Origin of the sequence: Fictibacillus tiangongensis (assembly GCF_048083785.1) — a bacterium.
In the GTDB taxonomy this organism is placed as follows: Bacteria; Bacillota; Bacilli; order Bacillales; family Fictibacillaceae; genus Fictibacillus.
The window spans coordinates 2,567,687-2,589,692 of the sequence record NZ_CP182294.1 but is presented as its reverse complement, the minus strand read 5'-3'; the positions used below and the strand labels follow the sequence as shown (position 1 = coordinate 2,589,692).

Genomic DNA, 22,006 nt, shown 5'->3' with positions numbered 1-22,006 from the left:
AGAGTAAAACATGTCTAACGGGTATTTTTCATTAGTCTTGCACGCTCACCTTCCTTATGTGAGGCATAAAGAAGCGAATCGATTAGAGGAAAGATGGGTATTTGAGGCACTTACTGAGACATATATCCCGTTGTTATGGGTACTCGAAGAACAGCCTGAAGCCTTGTCTTGGACCCTGTCATTCTCACCTCCTCTGTTGGAGTTATTAAACGATCCAGTCATTCAAAAACGTTATCTAGAACATTTAGACCTGACGATTAAACTGGTTAAAAAAGAAAAAAAGCATTCTATTAATAAGGAAGAAGAAAAAATTATCGGTTTTTACGAAGAGCGCTATAAAAGAATCATGGAAACTTATCAAGAATTTGATTGTAAAGTTACAGATGCTTTTAAGCGCTATATGGATCTAGGGAAGGTTCACTGCATTACTTCCTCTGCAACCCACGCGTTCCTTCCCTATGTTCAAACAGAGCAAGGAGTTAAGGCTCAGATCTTTGCAGGCGTTCAAACCTTTGAAAAGTATTTTGGTGAAAAGCCTAAAGGCTTCTGGCTACCAGAATGTGCATACTCTCCCGGGGTAGATAAAGCGTTAGCTGATGCAGGTATACAGTTTACTTTTGTAGATGAAGAGACTTTACTTCGAAGTAAGCCTGTTCCATCAAAAGGTATTGGAGCACCTGTCTATTCTCCACATGGCGTGGCACTGTTCTCACGAAATCAATGTATCTCAGAAACGATATGGAATTCTTCTGTTGGTTATCCGGGTGATTTTGATTATCGAGAGTTTTATAGAGATGTTGCTTATGAACGGGAGAACGAATATATTAAGAGCTTTATACATCCGGAAGGAATTCGTGTTGATACGGGTTTAAAGTATTGGCGAATAACTGGGGAAACGGAGAACAAAGACTGGTACCAGAGAGACTGGGCATTAAATAAAGTACAGAATCATGCTAATGATTTTTGTCATCGTATTAAAGAATATCTACATACCAACGAACAATCTTACCCTCCTCAATTAATAACTGCACCATTTGATGCAGAACTATTTGGACACTGGTGGTTTGAAGGACCAGAATTTTTACTTCAATCCATGAACGTTTCAACTGAACAAAACATCACGTGGATCACACCTCAAGAATTTTTAACAAGACATTATCAAGATTTAGAAACTGTAAGACCATGCTTTTCAACATGGGGACGAAACCAAACAGGCGAAGTATGGCTGAATGAGTCAAACGCTTGGATGTATAGACACCTGCATCACTGTGAAAGAAAACTTGTCCAACTCGCAGCTCGTCTATCACATGACGAACCTAACATCGTTATGGAACGTTATGCCGATCAGATGGTTCGCGAATGGATGCTTGCTGCTAGTTCTGATTGGGCTTTTATCGTTGAAGGCAATAGTGCAACAGAATATGCCAAGTCAAGATTCCAAGAACATATCGAGAGGTTTCATGAACTGTACCGATCGATTGAAAATAAGACGTATCAGCTTTCAGAGATAGCAGACTATGAAAACAAATATCCTTTCATGTTAACAACTGGCTTATGGCACTTTTTTAAGAGTAAACATGATGAATACGTAGCTTCTCAGTACAGTGAACTAGCAGCTAAAGGCAAAAAGAAGATATTAATGCTTTCATGGGAGTTCCCTCCTATGGTAGTGGGTGGGTTAGCAAGGCATGTATTCGATCTTTCAAGAAAATTGGTCGAGCAAGGAACGGAAGTATATGTTATTACATCTTCTGTTCCAGGATATCCAGATCATGAAGTGAACAACGGAGTACATGTATACCGAGTTGCTGGTAATCAGCCGAAGTTTGAGTCGTTTTTCCACTGGACCGGGAGCTTGAATTTGGCCATTACTGAACAAGCGCTGGCATTAGCAAACAAGTTTGATTTTGATTGCATTCATGCTCATGATTGGCTTGTCTCCGTATCGGCACTAGCCATTAAGAAGGAATTAAACATTCCGTTGATCACTACGATCCATGCAACAGAACATGGAAGAAACGATGGGATTACATCACCACTTCAATACGAGATCAACCAGAAGGAATGGGAACTAATGGATGGATCAGACAGTCTGATCGTATGCAGTGACTACATGAAGAATGAGTTAACTGGGGTATTTAGTATTCCGGAAGAAAAGATAACGATTCTACCAAATGGAATAGATCCAGAACAGATCACATTCCAATCAAGTCCTTCTATAGAAGATAAAAACGATCATGACCTTCTTCTTTTTTCGGTTGGCAGGCTTGTAAGAGAAAAAGGATTTCAAACGATCATAGAGGCTGCAGATATTTTAAGGAATTCGGGCAAATACGTCAGATTTGTGATTGCTGGAAAAGGTCCTTTAATGGATGAACTAACGGCAATGATCAAACAGAAGAATCTTGAAGAATATGTTCATCTTGCAGGATTCGTTAGCGATGAGGAAAGAAATGAATGGTTTGCAAAAGCTGATGCTGCTCTTTTTCCGAGTCATTACGAACCGTTTGGCATTGTTGCTCTAGAAGGGATGGCCGCAGGCAAACTGACCATCGTTTCTGATACGGGTGGATTAAGAGAAATTGTAGACCATGAAAGGACAGGGCTAAAAATATACCCTAACGATCCAGGCAGTATTGTTTGGGCTGTAGAATATATCCTTAGCAATCGTGAGCATTGCTTAGAAATGGCAAAGAGCGGTGAAGAAGTAGCTAGAACCGTTTTCAGTTGGGATTCTATTGCTGAAAAGACTGCAGAACTCTATACGATAGAAAAAAATAAAACATCAAAAGTGGGAGGTATCGTTTAATGAAGGGTGTAATTATGGCTGGTGGAAAAGGAACACGATTAAGACCTCTTACATGCAATATGCCAAAACCTATGGTGCCGATGCTTCATAAACCTGTTATGGAGTATGGTATCGAACTTCTTAAGAAATTTGGTATTACTGATATCGCCGTTACCGTTCATTACTTACCAGACGCAATTAAAAACTATTTTGGTGATGGACGAGACTTTGGTGTTAACCTTCATTATTTTGTTGAAGATTCTCCTCTTGGAACAGCAGGCTCTATTAAGAATGCTGAGGAATTTTTGGATGAGCGTTTTATTGTGATATCAGGTGATGCATTAACAGATTTCAACCTTGAAAAAGGAATTCAATTTCATGAAGATAAAGAGTCTCTAGCAACAATCTTTATGAAACAAGTAGATTCACCTTTAGAATATGGTGTGATCATGACAAATCAAGAAGGAAAGATCATTCGTTTTCTTGAAAAGCCAAGCTGGAATGAAGTCTTTAGTGATACGGTAAACACAGGCATCTATGTACTCGAACCAGAAGTATTTCAATATATTGAAAAAGATGTGCCAGTTGATTTTAGTAAAGATCTGTTTCCGCTGCTTATGAAAGAAGATAAAAATTTGTTCGGTTATCAAGCAGAAGGATATTGGTCAGATATCGGGAGCCTTCAGCAGTATCGTCAATCGCATTATGATATGTTGAACGGTTTAGTGGATCTGCCTTTTGCAGGAGAGGAAAAAGAGCCTGGTGTTTGGATCGGTGAAAATGTTTTTATTGAAGATGGAGCAGTTATCGAAGCACCTGTAAGCATTGCAGATGGAGCAGTTATTCGTAAAGGCTCTCATATTGGCAAACTATCTGTTGTTGGAAAGAATAGTGTAGTAAGCACTGGAAGCTCTTTAAAGAAGACGGTTCTATGGAACGATGTTTTTGTAGGAGATCAGTGTGAATTAAGAGGAGCAACGATCGCAAACGGTACGAAAGTAGAAAAAGATGCTTCTGTCTTTGAACATGCGGTAGTCGGTAACCATTGTACGATTGGTAGAAACGCTACGTTAAAGCCAGATGTAAAGATCTGGCCAGAAAAAGAGATCTTCGAAGAAGCTCTTGTTCACACTTCGATCGTATGGGGAAAAAAAGCCACAAAATCTTTGTTTGGTTCTAGAGGTGTCTCTGGAATCGCAAATGTTGAGATCACACCAGATTATATTGCAAGACTTGCATCAGCCTATGGAGCTGTTCTTCCATACGGGTCACAAATCATCATAGCGAGTGACTCACATGACTTTTCAGTTATGATTAAACAATCTTTTATTCAAGGACTTCATTCTTCAGGAGTGCACACGCTTGATATCAGTCCTACTGTCGCACCAGTCGTTCGTTTCTCGATCGAAGAAGAACGTTTAGAAGGCGGTGTCTACGTAAGGTTCTCGAACCCTACGGGAGAAAAACAACTGATGATCGAATTCTATGATAACAAAGGACTTCCGATTCATTCTGACCTTGAAAGAAAGATTGAGAATGCCTATTGGCAGGAAGATTATAGACGTGCTTCATTTGATCGTATCGGAAAAGGTGCTGTTCAAGCGAACAAACATGAAGATTACATTTCTGCTCTACTAGAAGAAATCCAAGAAAAAGGGATTCAAGAAGCAAAGTTTAGAGTAGTGGTAAATTACAATCACCAGCCGTACCTTAATTTTATTCCTAATCTATATAATCGGTTGAACTGTGAGATCCTCACCGCTCCATATCAGACAAAGCCAGAGGAAATGGCATCTTTTGTGAGAGTTACAAATGCCAATATTGGTGTGTTGATCGGAGAAGCGGGTGAAACGTTGCGCCTTATTACAGAAACAGGTGAAGTGTTGGATGAAGAGACGATGCTTGCTCTCTACGTGTTCACAGCCTTTTCTCAAGGTAAGCAAAAGGAGATGGCTATCCCTGTATATGGATCATCTGCTTTAGATTCCATTGCTGAACGTTTAAAAGGAAAGCTGATACGGACAAAAGCTAACCCGCGTTCTATCATGGAAGTAGGGGATGGGGTCCTTAATTATCAATACGACGCTCAATACGCATTTGTTCATATCTTAGAGATCATGGCGATGCAGAAGATCACACTATCTGAACTCGTCGAGATGCTTCCTGACGTGCATATGTTAAGAGAATATGTGCCTTGCCCAAAAGATAAGAAAGGCCGAGTGATGCGCAGACTGATGGAGGATATCCGTGACAACAATGTAGAATTGCTCGATGGGATTAAGGTCTTTCATCCTGAAGGAGGATGGACACTTATCCTTCCAGACGTAGAACAGCCTGTTTTTACGGTGTACTCTCAGAATACGGATCCTGAACAAGCGAAACAAGCGGCATCACAATACATTGAAAAAATCCAGTTATATCAGCAGGTGTAACGGATGCCTAGACATTTGGTTTTAGGAAACGGAAAATTATTGATCAATTTAGATGAATATTTGCAGATCAGAGACATCTATTTTCCATACGTCGGTCAGCAAAATCATGTCCAAGGACACGTGAACCGTCTAGGAGCCAGTATCAATGGCTCCTTTTCTTGGCTTTCTTCAAAAGAATGGGTGATCGAGCCAGGTTATCATTTAGACTCGCTCGTTACGCTCTCATACGCCAAAAACGTAAAAGAAGGCATAACGCTGAAAATTGAAGACGCCGTTCATCAAAGAGAAAATATGTTCATGCGAAGAATCACCGTATTAAACGAATCACATGAAGAAAAAAGAATCAAAATTTTCTTTCACCAAGATCTTTCTATTTATGAAAATGAAGTCGGGGACACAGCCTATTTTGATCCCGAAAAATCTGTGATCATCCATTATAAGAAGAATCGGTACTTTTTGTTTGCAGCTTCATTCGATCAAAAAGGAATCGACCAGTACACAACAGGTGTTAAACGATTTTTAAGTGCAGAAGGAACATGGAGAGATGCTGAAGATGGTCATCTTCATGTGAACCCTATCGCTCAAGGATCTGTGGATAGTACATTCTCTGTGCAAGGCATCGTTCCGCCACATGGAAAAGGAGACGTAAACTATGCTTTAACCGTTGGGAAGAGCAGAGAAGAAGTATTCTCTCTTTACGATTATCTGATGGAGATCGGTCCATCATTAACGCTAGATAAGATCGATGTTTACTGGAGGAGATGGGTGAACAAAACAAAGATCAATCCATGCAACCTTTCTGATGAACTTCTTGATCTGTATAACAGAAGTCTACTCATCATTCGTACACAGACCAATGAGAACGGTTATATCATAGCGGCTAATGATTCTGATATTCAGCACTATAATCGAGACCATTACAGTTATATGTGGCCGAGGGATGGGGCGTTAATCGCAGCTGCTGTTGCAAAAGCGGGCTTTCATGGAATGGTGAAGAACTTCTATCGAAGATGTGCGGATGTTTTAACAAAAGAGGGATACCTTCATCATAAGTATAACCCCGATGGCTCGATCGGATCATCGTGGCATCCAATGATTGATAAAGAAGGGTCAAGTCAGCTGCCGATCCAGGAGGATGAAACTGCACTCGTACTTTGGGCGTTTTGGGAACATTATAAAGAAACTGGAGATATTGAGTTTGCTCAATCTCTCTATCGGTCATTAGTTCGTCCGAGTGCAAGATTCTTGCTTCAATATATGCAAGAAGAGCTAGACCTGCCGTTGCCATCTTATGATTTATGGGAAGAAAGAAGGGGAATCTTTACTTTTACAACAAGCTCTGTGTATGGTGGTCTAATGGCCGCATACTCATTCGCGACGCTCTTTGGTGAAGATGATCGGGCAGAGAGGTATAAGAAGGGTGCAGACCGAATAAAAGCAGGAATGGAAAAGCATTTGTATGATGAAGATTCAGGAAGATTCTTAAGAGGTATCTATCTGTTGGATGATAACGCTTATAAGAAAGATTTCACGATGGAATCCAGCATGTATGCTCTCTTCGCGTTCGGCGTATATCCTGCCGATGATGAACGGATTGTCCGGACGATGCAGCAGATGAATGAAGAGTTGAGCATTAAATCGGGTGTGGGCGGGATTGCGAGATATACAAATGACTATTATTTTCAGCAAACGCATGACATGACAAGAGCTCCTGGGAACCCCTGGTTAATTTGCACGTTATGGCTTGCGAAATGGTATGTTCAATGTGCGAAATCCCTTCAAGATCTAGAGCGTCCACATGAAATTTTACGCTGGGTTCACGAGCATAGCTTTTCTACAGGTGTCTTACCTGAGCAGCTTCATCCGTTTACAGGTGAAGCTTTATCCGTTGCCCCTCTTACTTGGTCACATGCTACTTTTATTGATGTTCTAAAAGAATATACAAAAGTCTATGAGAAACTTTCGCAAAACTCACTTGCTCGTTAGAAAAGAATTTGTTATCATGTTATGGTATGGTTTAATAGAGAATATGACTGTTAGTAACCATGATAATGTACTTTGGTAAAGATGTGGAGGGAAACAACAATGCGTGTAAACATTACTTTAGCTTGTACTGAAACTGGTGATCGTAACTACATCACTACAAAAAACAAGCGTACGAATCCAGACCGTTTAGAGCTTAAAAAATACAGCCCGCGTTTAAAGAAATACACAGTTCACCGTGAAACAAAGTAATTTCACGTAGAAGCGCCTGAGACCCATGCAAATGAGGGATCAGGCGTTTTTTCATGCAATCGGAACCATGATATGATAAATAGATCACGTTATAGAGGTGTTAATTTCATGGATAAAATACAATGGCGAAAAGAGTTAAAGAAAATACTGCTCTCAATGGGACAAGAAGAAAGGAAATCAAAAAGTAAAGCGGTCTCTAATCTCTTATTTCAAACAGACGAATGGAAAACAGCTGATTGTTTTGGGATTACAGTTTCGCGAGGATTTGAGCTTGATACATCTTACGTCATAGATCAAGCATGGAGGGAAGGAAAGACTGTCGCTGTGCCAAAGTGCTACTCTAAACATAAACAGATGGAGTTCAGAGAAATTCGTTCGTTTGAAGAATTAGAAAATGTATACATGGATCTATATGAACCTAAGTTAGAAGGTACTTCTAGCATAGAGGCATCTCATATGAACATGATCATCGTACCCGGTCTTGTGTTTGATCGTGAAGGATACAGAATCGGTTATGGAGGTGGGTACTTCGATCGTTACTTAAAAACTTATACTGGATCAAAACTTTCACTTGCTTATACATTGCAGACAACAACATCCGTTCCTCATGAAAACTATGATATTCCAGTGGATAAAATTATTACGGAAGATGGTCGGTTTAAGTAGATGATCTTTTTATTAGTGGGTATCGCTTTTCTTTCTGTAATGTCTGCTTTATTCAAATGGCTGACGATCGCAGGAAGTGTAACAGCGTTTATATTGGGAGTAATCATCTATAAAGCATTCGGTTGGCAAGGTTTGATCATACTCGGTCTGTTTTTCATAACTTCTACTCTTTTGACAAAATGGAAGAAAGACAAAAAGCTGGATCAAGATGCTTCGCATACCGAAGACAAAAAAGGAAGGTCTGCTTGGCAAGTGCTTGCCAATGGTGGAGCAGCTCTACTAACAGCGATAGGTCACCTGACACTTTCAGATCCTGTTTGGCTAATCGTGTTTGCGGCTACCTTTGCGACAGCTACAGCTGATACTTGGGCTTCAGAGATCGGTGTCCTTTCAAAGCGAAGACCGTTTCATATTAAAGAATGGAAGAAGGTTGAACCTGGTTTATCAGGTGCAGTATCAAGTCTCGGAACAATGGCAGCAGCGGCAGGAGCATTATTAATAGGTTTTAGTTTTTACTTTCTTTATGATACAACGATTACCATTCTGCTGTGTGTTGCGATCTCTGGATTCTTAGGGAACGTCGCAGATACCTTTTTTGGGGCTTGGTTTGAACAAAAGTACGTTTGTTCCATTTGTAAAAGAGAAACCGAAAGCCACGTACATTGCTGTGCCAAGACAGTAAAAGTATTTGGGTATGCCTATTTTACAAACAACCTTGTGAATTTTTCATCGACGATTATTGGAGGTCTGATTGCAGGAGGTTTATACATATGGATCTTAAGTTGAAGGTGATAGGCGTTGTCCTTGCAGGCGGAGAGTCAAGAAGGTTTGGAAGTCCGAAATTGTTCGCTGAATGGGGCGATGCTACTTTTTTTGAAAAAGCTCTAAATACGATCACTCCATATTCAGATGAACTTATAGCTGTCGTTCGCAAAGAATGGATAGAAAGATTAAAACAAAACCATTCTCATGCTGCAGAACTAATCTCTGATGTTGAATCTTTTAAAGGTAAAGGTCCGCTAGCGGGAATATACAGTGCGATGATGAGCAAAAAGGGAGATTATTATTTGATCACGCCTTGTGATATGCCTAGAATGAGCAGCGATATGTATAAAAAATGGCTGGAATCGGCTGTTGAGCATCCGATGTATGATTGTATCGTCCCGGTTTTAAACGGAAAAATTTATCCGCTTAACGGTGTATACAAGAGATCATGCCTTCATGAAATGAAAGAGAATTTAATGAAAGGTGACTTAAAGGTTTTATCCTTATTGAGCTGTAAAAATACGAAGTACATAGAAGTACGAAAAGAAGACGCTCACTTTTTCGGAAATGTGAATACGAAAGAAGATCTTTTAAATCTACGGGACGAATAAAAATCGCATTCCAAACAGAAAGTAGTAGCAAGGAGGTTTTTTACATGAAAGGATTCGTGATTAAAAGCTTTTTGATATTCCTCGCTGTTGCGCTCGGTTATAGAATGCGATACCGATTGATGAACAGCGCTCTCGGCAATCCCTTAATTCGTCGTTTCTTAGTTGGAAGTGCCATGTCATTTCCAGGGCTGCGATCTAAAATGATGGATGAGATCATTTGACCATGCGATCGAAAAAAGCAGCATTTTTCTTTGATTTAGACAATACGCTGTTCGATTATGAAGCCTCCTTTATGAAGGCTTCTTTATTTGCATTTCGTTCCATCTTTTCTTCAGGCGAGCAAAATAATAAGTTAGAAGAAAGGTGGTTTCCTCATTATAAAACGTTCTGTGATTTTTATTGGCAGGCTTATGAAAAAGCATGGATCACCCGAAAAGAATATCAAAAAAACCGTCTGTCATCTTCTTTACGTGCAGTAGGACTAAGTAATGTTAATGACCAAGAGATCCAGAGATATCAACAGCTTTTTGAAAGAAATATACATCTTTTTGTAGAACTCTATCCTTGGATACAGGGTATGATTCAAATCTTAAAACGTAATGAGATCATGTACGGAATCATCTCGAATGGAGAGGCTGATGTTCAGAGAAACAAAATACAGCATCTACACCTAGATATTCCTGAAAAACAAATTTATATTTCATCGGAAATAAAAGTAGCTAAACCTAGTCCAGAAATCTTCCATCTTGTGAGAAAAAATGTGAAAGCGAGTGCTTTCTTCTATGTTGGTGACTCATATTCGCTAGATATGGTCCCAGCTATCCAAGCAGGGTGGACTGCTATTTGGTGGAATCCTTCGATGCTTGATGTAACGAGTGACAAAGTTCCTCATTATAATTGTTATTCAAGCGATAAATTGGTAGAAACCATCATGAGATATATTGAATGAGCTGGATGTTCTCCCCATTTGTTGTTTGGAATAGAACGAATAGATATTTTTTGTCTTTGCTGATTAAGATGAAAGGCATCGAACTTCCAATCGGACTTATTCTCTGCCCATTCTTTGTAGTAATTCCTAGAAAATAATTTTTGTATAATCCTTCCCACAGCTTCCCGATAATTTCCTGACTTTTAGATAGAGAGAACCCTGATAGCGGTTTGTTGTTAAAATCAGTTAGCGACTCTAGAGAGATCACGTTATATTCATCGAGATCAATCTGATAGAAGTTTGTTGTTTGTATAAGTGTTTGCTGCAGATACTTATTTGTTTTCTCATCCAGCTCATTTTGAGCTTTTCGTTCAGTGTTATCCTTAGGAATCTTAAAACCTGAGAACGATTGACCAAGTTTTGCTGCATATAAATAATCATTGCTCATTCTTTGCACTGAACGATATTTCTCCTCACTAAGATGTATTTCTCCTTGATGATAGGAGATGGCCTCCCATAGCCCTGGTATGGAACTTAAAACATCCTTTTCAAGGTCAATTGCATCTGCTGAGGTTTTCCACTCTGTCATCTTATTGTTAAGCCTACCATTCTCGAAAATCATCGCCATGTCTTGTCTGAGATAAACACGTTCAGAAGTAACTGAGTTCACTTTCCAAAGTAAGTCATAATTTGATGAAGTGCCATTTAAGAAGGAAAGCTTCGTTTCTGCCTCTTTAAAAGAGAACGTATTATCTAATGGAAAGAAAGTAATGCTTTCACGTGCTTCTTTTTTGACAAACGGCTGGTAGATGATACCTATTACAAGTATAATAATTAACAGATAAATTGAAATTCTCCACTTCATACAATCAGCCTCCCTTTCGGACAACTTGTTCCTAAATTCTATGCAATCCTGTCCAAATTAGAAGGCCTGAGTTAAAGAAAACGTATGGAGCGGTTAATCGAGAGGGGTTAGAATAATGGAAGATGAAACAAAAGAGATCGTGAGCTATTTGAAAAAACTCGTACATATCCCAAGCCCATCTGGGAATACAGAAGCCGCGATCAAATATATGAAATCATTCTTTGAAGAAAATCAGGTTATATATAAAACAACCAATAAAGGTGCTGTCATAGCGACCATTCCAGGCGAGGACGATTCAAAACACCGCCTGCTGACTGCTCATGTTGATACGTTAGGTGCTATGGTAAAAGAGATCAAAGGCGATGGCCGTCTTAAATTAGACTTAATCGGCGGGTTCTACTGGAATACGATTGAAGGAGAATATTGTTCGATACATACGAATTCAGGAAAAGTGTTCAGCGGTACGATCATGATGCATCAAACAGCTGCTCATGTCTACAAAGGAATGAATGAACTAAAACGTGATGAAAAGAACATGGTAGTTCGCGTAGATGAAGAGTTTCATTCTAAAAAAGATGTTGAAGAAGCGGGAATTTCTGTTGGGGATTTTGTCTCTTTCCATCCTAGATTCGAACAATTGGAAAGTGGGTTTGTGAAGTCGCGTCATCTAGATGACAAAGCTAGTGTTGCGATCTTAATGCATGTGATCAAACAATTGAAGACTCAATCAACCAAGCTGCCTTACACGACCCACTTTTTAATCAGTAATAATGAAGAGATCGGATATGGCGGTAATTCAAACATACCAACTGAAACAGTTGAGTACTTAGCGGTAGATATGGGTGCGATCGGTGATGGTCAGGCAACAGACGAATTTACTGTAAGTATCTGTGCAAAAGACTCTGGTGGACCCTACCATTATGGGTTAAGAAAACATCTGGTTGATTTGGCAGAAAAACATAAAATTGGATATAAAGTTGATATCTATCCTTACTATGGTTCAGATGCAACAGCAGCCATTCGCGCGGGAATTGATATTGTGCACGGTCTGATCGGACCAGGGATCGATGCGTCTCATGCTTTTGAGCGAACACATATCAAATCATTAAAAAATACAGCGGAGCTTATTCACGCGTACTTGAAGTCTCCTTTAGTTTAGCCTTCAGCCCTTAGCTATAGCTAAGGGTTTTTCATTTTCCTTTCTATTCATTCTAAAGTCGAACTCCTGAAGGCGTTTAGAGTAAATTGTAGTTGACCAAGGTATGAAACGGAAAAAGAAAGTGAAGGATGATAGGCAGAGGAGTGATGAAAAAATGTCTTATCTGCCAAAAAAACAACCTCTTTCAACAAATTTTGATGAAAACGTTGAATATATGAAAAATCAACTAGGCGTGGACATCAGTTTTGATTGTATACACCTTGACTTAGAATATGCCGGAAGAAGAATGGCTTTATTCATGGTTGATGGATTCGTTAAAGATGATATTCTTCATTATTTAATGAAGTTACTGGCCGATCTTGAACCAGGTCAACTAGATCCGGATCCACTTGTAAAACTGATGAAGACCTATCTGCCTTATATAGAAATCTCTACTTCAGATGATCTGAATCAAGGAATTGATTGGGTATTGAGTGGTCCGACAGTTCTGATCGTTGAGGGAGTTTCGGAAATCCTTCAAATCGATGCTAGAACGTACCCGGTTCGAGGACCTGAAGAACCGGATGTTGAGCGTGTTGTAAGAGGAGCAAGAGATGGTTTTGTTGAAACGATCGTATTCAATACCGCACTCACAAGAAGAAGAGTTCGTGACCGTTCACTCCGAATGGAGTACATGAGTATTGGAAGGCGCTCTAAGACCGATGTATGTATTTCTTATATAGAAGATATTGCAGATCCGCATATCGTTGACCGGATTAAAGACTCATTGAAAAAGATTGATACAGATGGACTACCGATGGGTGAGAAAACGGTCGAAGAATTTATTTGCGGCCGTCACCTCAATCCATATCCGTTAGTGAGATATACAGAAAGACCTGATACAGCAGCGGTTCATTTATTTGAAGGCCATGTTTTAGTTTATGTAGACGGATCTCCGTCTGTATTGATCACCCCGACAACATTTTGGCATCATCTGCAACATGCAGAAGAATACAGACAGAAACCTGTAGTTGGAGCATATTTGAGATTTGTGCGATTTTTAGCTGTTTGGATATCAATATTTTTGTTGCCGTTATGGTATCTGTTTTCCGTACACAAGGAACTTTTACCTGTGAATTTATCATTCATAGGTCCTGAAGAAATTGGTGTTGTTCCTTTGTTTTTACAATTTGTGATCATTGAGTTGGGTATGGATATGCTCAGGATGGCTACCATACATACGCCGACATCGGTTTCCACCGGATTAGGATTAGTCTCAGCCATTGTGGTCGGACAAGTTGCGATCGAAGCAGGTTTATTTGTTAATGAGGTCGTGCTTTATATCGCAGTAGCAGCAATCGGAACATTTGCTACTCCTACGTATGAGCTTAGTTTAGCGAATCGATTATTAAGGCTTTCTTTATTAGGTTTAACTGCATTGTTAGGTGTACCCGGATATATCATCGGCTTCACATTAGCTGTATTATTCTTTGTATCGTTCAAATCCTTTCATATACCGTATCTCTGGCCGTTTATCCCTTTCAACCCAAAAGCGATCAGAGATGTGATCTTAAGAATACCTATGCCTCTAAAGAACAGAAGACCGATCGTATTACACCCGAAAGATCCCGATCGTTAATAGTAGACAGCTGAACATTCTTCAGCTGTCTTTTTCTATAGGAATTGTGTGCAAAGGCTTGCATTTCTACCTATATTATTTGTTATAATGACAAAGGTGATTATAATGAAAACAATGTATGATGTTCTTCAGCTGTTAAAAAGGTTTGGAACGTTTATATATACCGGAAACAAGATAGCTGATTTAGAATTGATCCAAGAAGAGGTCAGAGAACTCTACGAGCAAAAACTCATTGATGTAAACGAATTCAAAAATGCGATCATCATTATTCGAGCAGAACACAATAAATTACAATAGAGGATGGGACAAGATGGAGAAATGGTTAGTAGGTGTTGATCTAGGTGGAACAACAATTAAAATCGCTTTTGTAACCTTAGATGGTCATATTGTAGAGAAGTGGGAAATCCCTACGAATATAAATGAAGATGGAAAGCATATCGTTACGGATATTACTGACTCTATCCATTCAAAACTAAAAGAACTATCTGAACCTAAAGAAAAGCTTGAATCCATTGGTATGGGAGCACCTGGTTTCATTGATATGAAAACAGGTTTCATCTATCATGCAGTGAATATCGGTTGGAGAGATTATCCGTTGAAAGAAGAGCTTGAAAAAGCAACGGGCCTTTCTGTTATCGTCGATAACGATGCTAACATCGCTGCGATCGGAGAAATGTGGCGCGGTGCTGGTGATGGTGAAGGAAACGTACTGATGGTGACATTAGGTACAGGAGTCGGAGGCGGCATTATCGTAAATGGACATATCATGCATGGAACGAATGGTATGGCTGGTGAGATCGGTCACATTACAGCGATTCCAGAAGGTGGAGCTCCATGTAACTGTGGGCGTACCGGATGTATTGAAACAATTGCCTCAGCAACAGGAATCTCACGAATTTCAAAGGAAAAAGCTCTTCAAGACACATCATCTTCTCTTTATGCTCTATTGCAAGAGAATGGTGAGATAAAAGCTAAAGAAGTTGTAGCAGCCGCTGAAAAGGGTGACAAGGCAGCAATTCAAACGCTGGATGAAGTAACTTTTCATTTAGGGCTAGTAATAGCGAACCTTGCTAACAGCATTAACCCTGGAAAGATCGTAATCGGTGGAGGAGTCTCTAAAGCGGGTCATACCTTATTGGAGCGTTTGGAGCAGCAATTTAAACACTTTGCACTCAAGAGAGTTGCTGAAGGCGCTGAGATGAAAGTAGCTACGCTAGGAAACGACGCTGGAGTCATCGGAGGAGCTTGGTTAGCCAAGCACAATCGCTGATCATTCTTGTTTAAGGAACAAAAAAAGTCTAGATTTAACGTGAAGGTCTCTATAGGTAAATAGAAGGAACTTTCTTTTGCAAATTCTTTAAGTAAGATCTTCTCAACAGTATATAATCAGTGATTTCTTTCTAAGAGACGTAATCATAGCGAACCGCTTCAGTGCGGTTCGTTTTCGTTTTTTTTTGAAACTTTTTTGAGTGAAGTTCGTCTAATGGTTTATGGATTTAAAAAAGGGGTAAAACTAATATAGTTTTGTTGTCCTATTTGTCAGAATCTTGAAATAGTACGTAAGGGTATTGAATTCTTGTGTGAAACCATTTAATATACTCTTTATGTAATCCTTTGATTAAGGTTTTGTAAAAATGTAAAAGATGAATTTACATTCTTGATCAATGCTTACCGGATGCAAAGAGAGACTAGTTAAGAGGGAATAAATTGAAAACGAGAGTTCTTTTTGATTGAGGAGGTCAGAGAACATATGAAAGAAAAAATGAAACAAGCTTTTGCTGAATATAGATTTTTCTTTATCGCAATTGCTTTATTATGGATTAAAACATTTGTCATTTATAAAACTGCATTTGAACTGCCTATGGACAACAAAGTTCAAGAGTTAATCTTGTTTATTAACCCAATTAGTTCGATTGTTCTTTTCTTAGGAATAACGCTTTATTTTAAAGGAAGAACGCATAGAAGAATGATTGTTGCAGTCAGTGCGATCATGAGTTTTGTGATGTATGCCAATATGGTGTTCTATCGTTTCTTTAATGATTTTATTACCATTCCAGTCTTGTTCCAAACGAGCAATATGGGTGATTTAGGTAATAGTGTATTTGAGTTGATACAACCTACTGATTTATTGGTATTCATCGACATCGTTGTCTTAGCTTACTTCATGAGACGAGCTGATTACCGACCTGCACGTGCTTCACGTAAGCAGATCACGATTACTTTTGCTGCTGCAATCGTATTTTTTATCGTGAATGTTGGTATCGCAGAAACTGAAAGACCACAGTTGTTGACTCGTACATTTGACCGTGAGATGTTGATTAAAAACATCGGATCATATAACTATCACATTTATGATTCCATTATCCAATCTAAAGCTAAAGCGCAGCGTGCATTTGCTGATGGAAGTGAAATTACAGATGTTGAGAACTATTCACGTGCAAATTATAAAGAACCAAATCCTGAGATGTTCGGAAAAGCAAAAGGCAAGAACGTTTTCGTCATTTCAGTTGAATCAACACAAAACTTTGTTATTAATGAGTCTGTAAACGGCAAAGAGATCACACCGTTTATGAATGACCTGATCAAAGACAGTTATTACTTCCCGAACTTTTATCACCAAACAGGGCAAGGTAAAACGTCTGACTCAGAGTTTTTATTAGATAATTCTTTATACCCACTTCCAAGTGGTGCAGTTTTCTTTACACATTCTCAGAACCAATACAATGCAACACCAGAAATCTTAAAAGAGCAAGGTTACTATTCATCCGTACAGCATGCTAACAATAAAAGTTTCTGGAACCGTGATATCATGTATGATAATTTCGGTTACGACCGTTATTACTCATTAAAAGATTTCGAAGTAACTCCTGAGAATTCAATTGGATGGGGCTTAAAAGATAAAGATTTCTTTAAACAGTCCATTCCACATCTAAAAGAAATGCAAGCAATGAACAAACCTTTCTATACGAAATATATTACGTTAACAAATCACTTCCCGTTCACATTAGAAGAGGAAGATGAAACGATCCCAGAATGGACGTCTAACGATGGAACTGTTAACCGTTACTTTACAACCGTTCGCTATACAGACGAAGCTTTAAAAGAATTCTTTGACGATGTTAAAGAAGCTGGTCTCTATGAAGATTCTATCTTTATCATGTATGGTGACCATTATGGAATCTCTGAAAACCATAATGATGCGATGGGTCAATTCTTAGGAAAAGAAATCACTCCTTTTGAGTCTACTCAATTGCAGAAAGTACCATTAATCATTCACATGCCAGGTGAAAAAGGGAAGACGATGGATACAGTTGGTGGACAGATCGACCTTAAACCAACGATTCTTCACTTGCTAGGCATTGATACAAAAGGTGACATTCAGCTTGGCTCAGATTTGTTCTCAAAAGATAGAGAAGATTTCGCTGTTCTTCGTGACAATTCTTATATCACTAAAGATAATGTGTTCACAGATGGTAAGTGTTATGACAAATCAACGGGCAAACCTGTTGAAGGTGAGAACAATGCTTGTGAACCATACAGTGAACGTGCTAAGACTGAACTTGATATGTCTGACCGTATCATTTATGGAGATCTACTAAGATTCTACGACAAAGATAAAGCAAAAGATCAAGCTGTTAAACAAGAAGAGAAGCAAAAACAGTAAAGACATTAAAGCACTCAACTTCGGTTGAGTGCTTTTTTTTTTGCATAACTGCTTTACGTGAACATACATCTTAAAGAAGAGTGTTTTAAGGGAGGGCTATGTTTGGAAATTGTCATGCGTAACGGCGATTCGTTCTGGTACTACTCACGTCTATTATCTATCCCTTACGTGTTGATCAAAGACGCTAATCCTAACGTAACAGCAGCAAGTATGATTGCAGGAGAGAGTATAGAGATCCCTGGAATGTTTTTAGAAAAATATAAGATTAAAAATGGCGACACTTTTTTTTCTATAGCAGATAAATTTGATATTCCTTTAGATGCATTATATTTAGTTAATCCAACTGTGAAACCAAAGGAGATATTTACGAAGGACATCATCAATATTCCTAGAATGCTTCCGTATCCATCTATAAAGTGTCAGAGAAAGTACAATACAGCTGCACTGAGTCATGATATGGATAAACTTATTAACGCTTATCCATTCATAAAAAAACAGGAGATTGGTAAATCAGTTCTCGGTAAACCTATAGATATGCTTATAATAGGAAATGGAAAAAAGAAAGTGCACATTAACGGTTCGTTTCATGGGAACGAATGGATTACTTCAGGAGTTCTGATGAAGTTTATTAATGAATATGCAGCTGCGCTATCAAGTGATAAAGTTTTGAATGGACACAAAGCTTCTGACCTGTATAGAAATACTACACTTTATGCAGTACCTATGGTCGATCCGGATGGTGTCGATCTCTCTTTGAACGGTCTCCCTGAAAATCCCGAATGGAGAGAGATTGTATTAAAATTAAATAAAGGAAGCAAAGACTTTTCTGCTTGGAAAGCAAATATTCGCGGTGTAGATCTCAACAATCAATTTCCGGCAAGGTGGGAGCTTGAACAAGTAAGAAAACCAACTTCACCTGCCCCAAGAGATTATCCTGGTAATGCTCCGTTAAGTGAACCAGAAGCCATAGTGATGGCCGAGATTACAGAAAAGCACCAATTTGATCGAGTGGTAGCTCTGCATACACAAGGAAAAGAACTATACTGGGGATTTGAAGGGGAAGAACCTATGCCGGTCTCGGGAGAGATCGCCGCTGAATTTGAAAGGGTTAGCGGCTATAAAGCGATCAGGTATGTGGATAGTTATGCTGGTTACAAAGATTGGTTCATTCAAGAGTACAGAAAGCCGGGATTCACGATAGAGCTTGGAATAGGGGTTAACCCGCTTCCATTAAGACAGTTTGAAACGATTTATGAAGATACAAGGGGTATCTTGTTAGCAGCTCTCTACATGTAAGATAAAATTGAGACTTCTTGAAATAGCGCTTCACCTTTATGGTTGTTAAAGAAAGAAAAAACCATCAGAAATTAAATTCTGATGGTTTTTTGAGTTCTTAATGGCCTGTAGAGCCGCCGCTGCCTACTAAAACGTCCAGAACAGTCATGACTGTAAACCAGCCAAAAACTGCAAACGTTAAAAAAGCAAAACCAGCTGCCATTAAATTTTTAATTTTTAACGAACGCAATAGTCCCAACGCAGCTAGAATAGCTACTAAGCCGAATATAATGGCTAATCCCATTATTCTGTGCCCCCTTGCTCTGGAGTAATACCAATCCTATGTATAACGCTTTCACACAGGTATAACCTTGTATTATTTTACTTGTTTTATTCTGGTTTGTCGAGTGCACATTGGAACAAAATGAACTCAATTGTTAGTTTATAGGCAGAAGCCCACTTTTTAACAAGGGGTTTATGCTGGTTCCCAACGACCAAGAACATCTGTTCATTATCAGTGAACTCAACAATTAATTCTTCTTCTGTTTGAAGTAAAAACATTGCTTTTTCTTGCGCATCACCTTCCTTGATATAAAAGACACAGATCATATCAAGATAAAGATACGTTAGATCTGAGTCAGATGTGAACCCATAATCCTCAAATAACAAAGTCTTTCTGAAAGGGTGGATGGAAAGTAAAGGGATGGCTTCAAAAAGTTCATCATCTCTTTGAGAAGTAATGATCAAATCTTCTTGTTGATCATGCACAGAAATAGGAGCAGGCATATCCATATTTTCGTATCCGAAAAAGACTTTCATGTGTTTCCTCCGAAATATTGTTTGTTTTAGTGTAAGATAGAAAGTAATAACTTGCAATTGGAGGCTTGAAAATGAAGTGGAAAAAATTAACGGTTGGACCTGTACAAGAGAATACATATATTATCTACAATAATCATAATGAAGCAGTGGTTATTGATCCAGGCAGTGAAGGAAATAGAATCATACATACTATAGAATCATTAAAAGTAAAACCTTTAGCCGTATTGTTAACGCATGCTCATTTTGATCATATTGGAGCTGTTGATGACGTCCGTGAAAGATATAATATTCCGTTATATGTTCATAAAAAAGAAGCTGATTGGCTGAGTGACACAAAAAAGAATGGATCAAAATATTTTGGTCAAAGTATAACGGCTAAGCCAGCAAGCCATATTCTAACGCATGCAGACAACACCTTAAAGATCGGCAACTTCTCATTTGAGGTATTAACAACCCCTGGTCATTCTCCAGGAAGTGTTTCGTATTATTTAAGAAGCAGTGGTGCTGTTTTTTCAGGTGATGCTTTGTTTGCAGGAAGCATTGGAAGAACAGATCTACATGGCGGGGATCAGGAAGTATTAATCAATAGCATTCATGAAAAACTTCTTAATCTCCCAGAAGAAACGGTCGTGTTATCAGGTCATGGCCCTGAGACAACTATCGGAATGGAAATGGACTCAAATCCATTCTTAAGCGGGTTCTAATCGTGCCTAACCCGAGTTTGCTTCAAAAAAAATTGGCAGATAGTGAATGGCTAACGATGGAAGAGTATATGGAACACGCTCTGTATCATCCGCTAGAGGGCTATTATATGAAAGAGAACACGAAGATCGGAAAGAACGGTGATTTTTATACAGCTAGCCTTGTGTCTGATGTATTTGCTAAAGTGTGGGCTGACTTATTCATAAGAACGATTGAGGATCAGAACCTTCAGCCAATCGTTGTGGAGTTTGGAGGAGGAAGCGGTCACTTTTCTCAGCAAGTTCTAAAGAGTTGGTCTTCGCAATCAGTCGAACATATATCATATGTCATTGTAGAGCCTAGTCCATATCATAGACGAATTTTAGATGCGAAGTTAGCTGAGTACCCTATTACCATTCTACGTTCATTGAATGAACTTATAGAGCGATACCCATCATTTAGGGGGATTATATTTGCAAATGAAGTTCTTGATGCGTTTCCGCTTCGGATTTTTCAACAAAAGAATGATGAATGGTATGAAAAAGGAGTATCTCTTCAAAAAAACACGGATGAACTTCGTTTTCTTTATAAGAAAGTAGAGAATTCATCATTACAAAAAAAGTTAGATGAAATCTTTTGCTCTAGAGATAAAGCGAATGAACTTGAAGTTTCTTTTTCAATGCTATCTTGGCTTAAAAATCTATACGAATGGATAGAAAGAGAGACTTGCTTATTCTTTGTCGATTACGGTCTGATAGGCGAAGAGTGGAACACGATACGTTTAAAAGAAGGAAGTATTAGGGGCTATTTTCGACATCAATTACAAAGCAATCCATTAGCATTTCCCGGGATGATGGATATAACGTATCACGTAGATTGGGAACAAGTGATAAGAGTAGGAAATGATAAGGGCGTTACTACACTTATCGTAAAGAATCAAGGAGACTTCTTATTAGAAGAAGGACTATTGACGCTGCTACAGTATACACAAAGTAGAGATCCATTCTCGTTAGAGCATAAAAGAAATAGGGCCATCCGTACATTTTTACTCGATCATTCTCTATCAAATGGATTTCAAGTCATCCAACAAAAAAAGCAGACCGTATTATAACGGCCTGCTTTTTTTGATGCTTCAGAGAACGTATTAATGCCCTCCACCGGCGCCAGGAGTCATCATAAACGTTGACCAGTATGTAAAACCAACAAAGAAAACAGTTAAATAAGCACCAAAGATATAAATATACATACGCTCAGATAAGTTCAAATACCCTAAAGAAACGAACATAATCGTTTGTCCTAAGAACAATAATGCCATGTCTTGCATATCACCTAGATACGCCATGACTCCGATGATTCCAGTCCAGAATCCTAAAACCTTATACATTCTTGACATATGTATCCCCTCCTTTTTTCGCCAATACTTGTATCCTTTAGTATTATATATGAGTTTCCACTCACTTGTAAATGACAATTGTAAGCGGATAAATACACAATTAAAAG

21 protein-coding genes are annotated in these 22,006 nt (G+C 38.8%); 17 read left to right on the top strand and 4 right to left on the bottom strand.

Annotation, left to right across the window (positions count from 1 at the left end; all coding sequences use genetic code 11):
- Nucleotides 1-10 precede the first annotated feature (10 nt).
- From ACNJYY_RS13945 to ACNJYY_RS13905, 9 genes are all read left to right on the top strand, one after another.
- Nucleotides 11-2,809, top strand: coding sequence for a 1,4-alpha-glucan branching protein domain-containing protein (locus tag ACNJYY_RS13945; protein ID WP_416728979.1), 2,799 nt, complete (start codon nucleotides 11-13; stop codon nucleotides 2,807-2,809).
- Entirely contained in the window at nucleotides 2,809-5,220 is a 2,412-nt protein-coding gene (locus ACNJYY_RS13940) for a sugar phosphate nucleotidyltransferase (protein ID WP_416728978.1), read from the top strand. Before ACNJYY_RS13945 ends, ACNJYY_RS13940 begins: the two co-directional genes overlap by 1 nt.
- 3 nt (nucleotides 5,221-5,223) lie before the next feature.
- The gene (locus tag ACNJYY_RS13935; protein WP_191753826.1) at nucleotides 5,224-7,206 is read left to right on the top strand and encodes a glycoside hydrolase family 15 protein; all 1,983 of its coding nucleotides are present in this window, start codon (nucleotides 5,224-5,226) and stop codon (nucleotides 7,204-7,206) included.
- Between the two features lie 99 nt (nucleotides 7,207-7,305).
- Entirely contained in the window at nucleotides 7,306-7,455 is a 150-nt protein-coding gene (gene rpmG, locus ACNJYY_RS13930) for a 50S ribosomal protein L33 (RefSeq protein ID WP_066242361.1), read from the top strand.
- Nucleotides 7,456-7,563: 108 nt separating this feature from the next.
- A complete protein-coding gene (locus tag ACNJYY_RS13925; RefSeq protein ID WP_416728977.1) occupies nucleotides 7,564-8,121 on the top strand; it encodes a 5-formyltetrahydrofolate cyclo-ligase in 558 nt (185 codons plus the stop codon).
- A complete protein-coding gene (locus tag ACNJYY_RS13920; protein WP_416728976.1) occupies nucleotides 8,122-8,907 on the top strand; it encodes a DUF92 domain-containing protein in 786 nt (261 codons plus the stop codon).
- Nucleotides 8,892-9,497 carry a molybdenum cofactor guanylyltransferase gene (mobA, locus tag ACNJYY_RS13915; RefSeq protein ID WP_416728975.1) on the top strand — a complete coding sequence of 202 codons (606 nt, stop codon included), beginning with the start codon at nucleotides 8,892-8,894 and terminating at the stop codon, nucleotides 9,495-9,497. The genes ACNJYY_RS13920 and mobA overlap by 16 nt, the downstream gene beginning before the upstream one ends.
- 44 nt (nucleotides 9,498-9,541) lie before the next feature.
- Nucleotides 9,542-9,718: a hypothetical protein gene (locus ACNJYY_RS13910; protein ID WP_186320636.1), complete on the top strand. Its 177-nt coding sequence runs from the start codon at nucleotides 9,542-9,544 to the stop codon at nucleotides 9,716-9,718.
- Nucleotides 9,719-9,720: 2 nt separating this feature from the next.
- Nucleotides 9,721-10,446: an HAD family hydrolase gene (locus tag ACNJYY_RS13905; protein WP_416728974.1), complete on the top strand. Its 726-nt coding sequence runs from the start codon at nucleotides 9,721-9,723 to the stop codon at nucleotides 10,444-10,446.
- On the opposite strand, the gene ACNJYY_RS13900 is transcribed toward ACNJYY_RS13905, so the two are convergent.
- Nucleotides 10,427-11,290: a hypothetical protein gene (locus tag ACNJYY_RS13900; protein WP_416728973.1), complete on the bottom strand. Its 864-nt coding sequence runs from the start codon at nucleotides 11,288-11,290 to the stop codon at nucleotides 10,427-10,429. The genes ACNJYY_RS13905 and ACNJYY_RS13900 overlap by 20 nt on opposite strands.
- A gap of 115 nt (nucleotides 11,291-11,405) precedes the next feature.
- On the opposite strand from ACNJYY_RS13900, the gene ACNJYY_RS13895 reads away from it, so the two are divergent.
- The 6 genes from ACNJYY_RS13895 (at nucleotide 11,406) to ACNJYY_RS13870 (ending at nucleotide 19,027) form a co-directional block, all read left to right on the top strand.
- On the top strand, nucleotides 11,406-12,449 hold the full coding sequence (locus ACNJYY_RS13895; RefSeq protein ID WP_416728972.1) for a M42 family metallopeptidase: 1,044 nt from the start codon (nucleotides 11,406-11,408) through the stop codon (nucleotides 12,447-12,449).
- Nucleotides 12,450-12,603: 154 nt separating this feature from the next.
- The gene (locus tag ACNJYY_RS13890) at nucleotides 12,604-14,067 is read left to right on the top strand and encodes a spore germination protein (RefSeq protein ID WP_416728971.1); all 1,464 of its coding nucleotides are present in this window, start codon (nucleotides 12,604-12,606) and stop codon (nucleotides 14,065-14,067) included.
- Between the two features lie 105 nt (nucleotides 14,068-14,172).
- Nucleotides 14,173-14,364 (top strand): YqgQ family protein, encoded by a 192-nt coding sequence (locus tag ACNJYY_RS13885; RefSeq protein WP_191753834.1) that lies wholly within the window; start codon nucleotides 14,173-14,175, stop codon nucleotides 14,362-14,364.
- A 13-nt stretch (nucleotides 14,365-14,377) separates the two neighbouring features.
- A complete protein-coding gene (locus ACNJYY_RS13880) occupies nucleotides 14,378-15,337 on the top strand; it encodes an ROK family glucokinase (protein WP_416728970.1) in 960 nt (319 codons plus the stop codon).
- A gap of 480 nt (nucleotides 15,338-15,817) precedes the next feature.
- Nucleotides 15,818-17,731 carry an LTA synthase family protein gene (locus tag ACNJYY_RS13875; RefSeq protein ID WP_416728969.1) on the top strand — a complete coding sequence of 638 codons (1,914 nt, stop codon included), beginning with the start codon at nucleotides 15,818-15,820 and terminating at the stop codon, nucleotides 17,729-17,731.
- Nucleotides 17,732-17,833: 102 nt separating this feature from the next.
- Complete coding sequence (locus ACNJYY_RS13870; RefSeq protein ID WP_416728968.1) at nucleotides 17,834-19,027, top strand: M14 family metallopeptidase; 1,194 nt, start codon at nucleotides 17,834-17,836, stop codon at nucleotides 19,025-19,027.
- Between the two features lie 97 nt (nucleotides 19,028-19,124).
- Here the strand turns inward: ACNJYY_RS13870 and ACNJYY_RS13865 are convergent, their stop codons facing one another.
- Together ACNJYY_RS13865 and ACNJYY_RS13860 are read right to left on the bottom strand one after the other, a co-directional pair.
- Nucleotides 19,125-19,310 carry a DUF2759 domain-containing protein gene (locus ACNJYY_RS13865; RefSeq protein ID WP_066242324.1) on the bottom strand — a complete coding sequence of 62 codons (186 nt, stop codon included), beginning with the start codon at nucleotides 19,308-19,310 and terminating at the stop codon, nucleotides 19,125-19,127.
- An 86-nt stretch (nucleotides 19,311-19,396) separates the two neighbouring features.
- Entirely contained in the window at nucleotides 19,397-19,825 is a 429-nt protein-coding gene (locus ACNJYY_RS13860) for a hypothetical protein (RefSeq protein ID WP_416728967.1), read from the bottom strand.
- A gap of 71 nt (nucleotides 19,826-19,896) precedes the next feature.
- On the opposite strand from ACNJYY_RS13860, the gene ACNJYY_RS13855 reads away from it, so the two are divergent.
- Nucleotides 19,897-20,529 (top strand): MBL fold metallo-hydrolase, encoded by a 633-nt coding sequence (locus ACNJYY_RS13855; protein WP_416728966.1) that lies wholly within the window; start codon nucleotides 19,897-19,899, stop codon nucleotides 20,527-20,529.
- A 2-nt stretch (nucleotides 20,530-20,531) separates the two neighbouring features.
- Nucleotides 20,532-21,617 carry an SAM-dependent methyltransferase gene (locus ACNJYY_RS13850; RefSeq protein ID WP_416728965.1) on the top strand — a complete coding sequence of 362 codons (1,086 nt, stop codon included), beginning with the start codon at nucleotides 20,532-20,534 and terminating at the stop codon, nucleotides 21,615-21,617.
- A gap of 33 nt (nucleotides 21,618-21,650) precedes the next feature.
- Here ACNJYY_RS13850 and ACNJYY_RS13845 read toward each other — a convergent pair whose 3' ends face one another.
- Entirely contained in the window at nucleotides 21,651-21,899 is a 249-nt protein-coding gene (locus ACNJYY_RS13845; RefSeq protein ID WP_066242314.1) for a DUF2626 domain-containing protein, read from the bottom strand.
- Between the last annotated feature and the right edge of the window lie 107 nt (nucleotides 21,900-22,006).

Coding starts and splice junctions, on each gene's coding strand:
- ACNJYY_RS13925 (WP_416728977.1), top strand. CDS start 7,564: ATGGATAAAATACAATGGCGAAAAGAGTTAAAGAAAATACTGCTCTCA.
- ACNJYY_RS13940 (WP_416728978.1), top strand. CDS start 2,809: ATGAAGGGTGTAATTATGGCTGGTGGAAAAGGAACACGATTAAGACCT.
- ACNJYY_RS13865 (WP_066242324.1), bottom strand. CDS start 19,310: ATGGGATTAGCCATTATATTCGGCTTAGTAGCTATTCTAGCTGCGTTG.
- mobA (WP_416728975.1), top strand. CDS start 8,892: ATGGATCTTAAGTTGAAGGTGATAGGCGTTGTCCTTGCAGGCGGAGAG.
- ACNJYY_RS13945 (WP_416728979.1), top strand. CDS start 11: ATGTCTAACGGGTATTTTTCATTAGTCTTGCACGCTCACCTTCCTTAT.
- rpmG (WP_066242361.1), top strand. CDS start 7,306: ATGCGTGTAAACATTACTTTAGCTTGTACTGAAACTGGTGATCGTAAC.
- ACNJYY_RS13845 (WP_066242314.1), bottom strand. CDS start 21,899: ATGTCAAGAATGTATAAGGTTTTAGGATTCTGGACTGGAATCATCGGA.
- ACNJYY_RS13890 (WP_416728971.1), top strand. CDS start 12,604: ATGTCTTATCTGCCAAAAAAACAACCTCTTTCAACAAATTTTGATGAA.
- ACNJYY_RS13895 (WP_416728972.1), top strand. CDS start 11,406: ATGGAAGATGAAACAAAAGAGATCGTGAGCTATTTGAAAAAACTCGTA.
- ACNJYY_RS13905 (WP_416728974.1), top strand. CDS start 9,721: ATGCGATCGAAAAAAGCAGCATTTTTCTTTGATTTAGACAATACGCTG.
- ACNJYY_RS13935 (WP_191753826.1), top strand. CDS start 5,224: ATGCCTAGACATTTGGTTTTAGGAAACGGAAAATTATTGATCAATTTA.
- ACNJYY_RS13860 (WP_416728967.1), bottom strand. CDS start 19,825: ATGAAAGTCTTTTTCGGATACGAAAATATGGATATGCCTGCTCCTATT.
- ACNJYY_RS13880 (WP_416728970.1), top strand. CDS start 14,378: ATGGAGAAATGGTTAGTAGGTGTTGATCTAGGTGGAACAACAATTAAA.
- ACNJYY_RS13910 (WP_186320636.1), top strand. CDS start 9,542: ATGAAAGGATTCGTGATTAAAAGCTTTTTGATATTCCTCGCTGTTGCG.
- ACNJYY_RS13855 (WP_416728966.1), top strand. CDS start 19,897: ATGAAGTGGAAAAAATTAACGGTTGGACCTGTACAAGAGAATACATAT.
- ACNJYY_RS13885 (WP_191753834.1), top strand. CDS start 14,173: ATGAAAACAATGTATGATGTTCTTCAGCTGTTAAAAAGGTTTGGAACG.
- ACNJYY_RS13875 (WP_416728969.1), top strand. CDS start 15,818: ATGAAAGAAAAAATGAAACAAGCTTTTGCTGAATATAGATTTTTCTTT.
- ACNJYY_RS13900 (WP_416728973.1), bottom strand. CDS start 11,290: ATGAAGTGGAGAATTTCAATTTATCTGTTAATTATTATACTTGTAATA.
- ACNJYY_RS13920 (WP_416728976.1), top strand. CDS start 8,122: ATGATCTTTTTATTAGTGGGTATCGCTTTTCTTTCTGTAATGTCTGCT.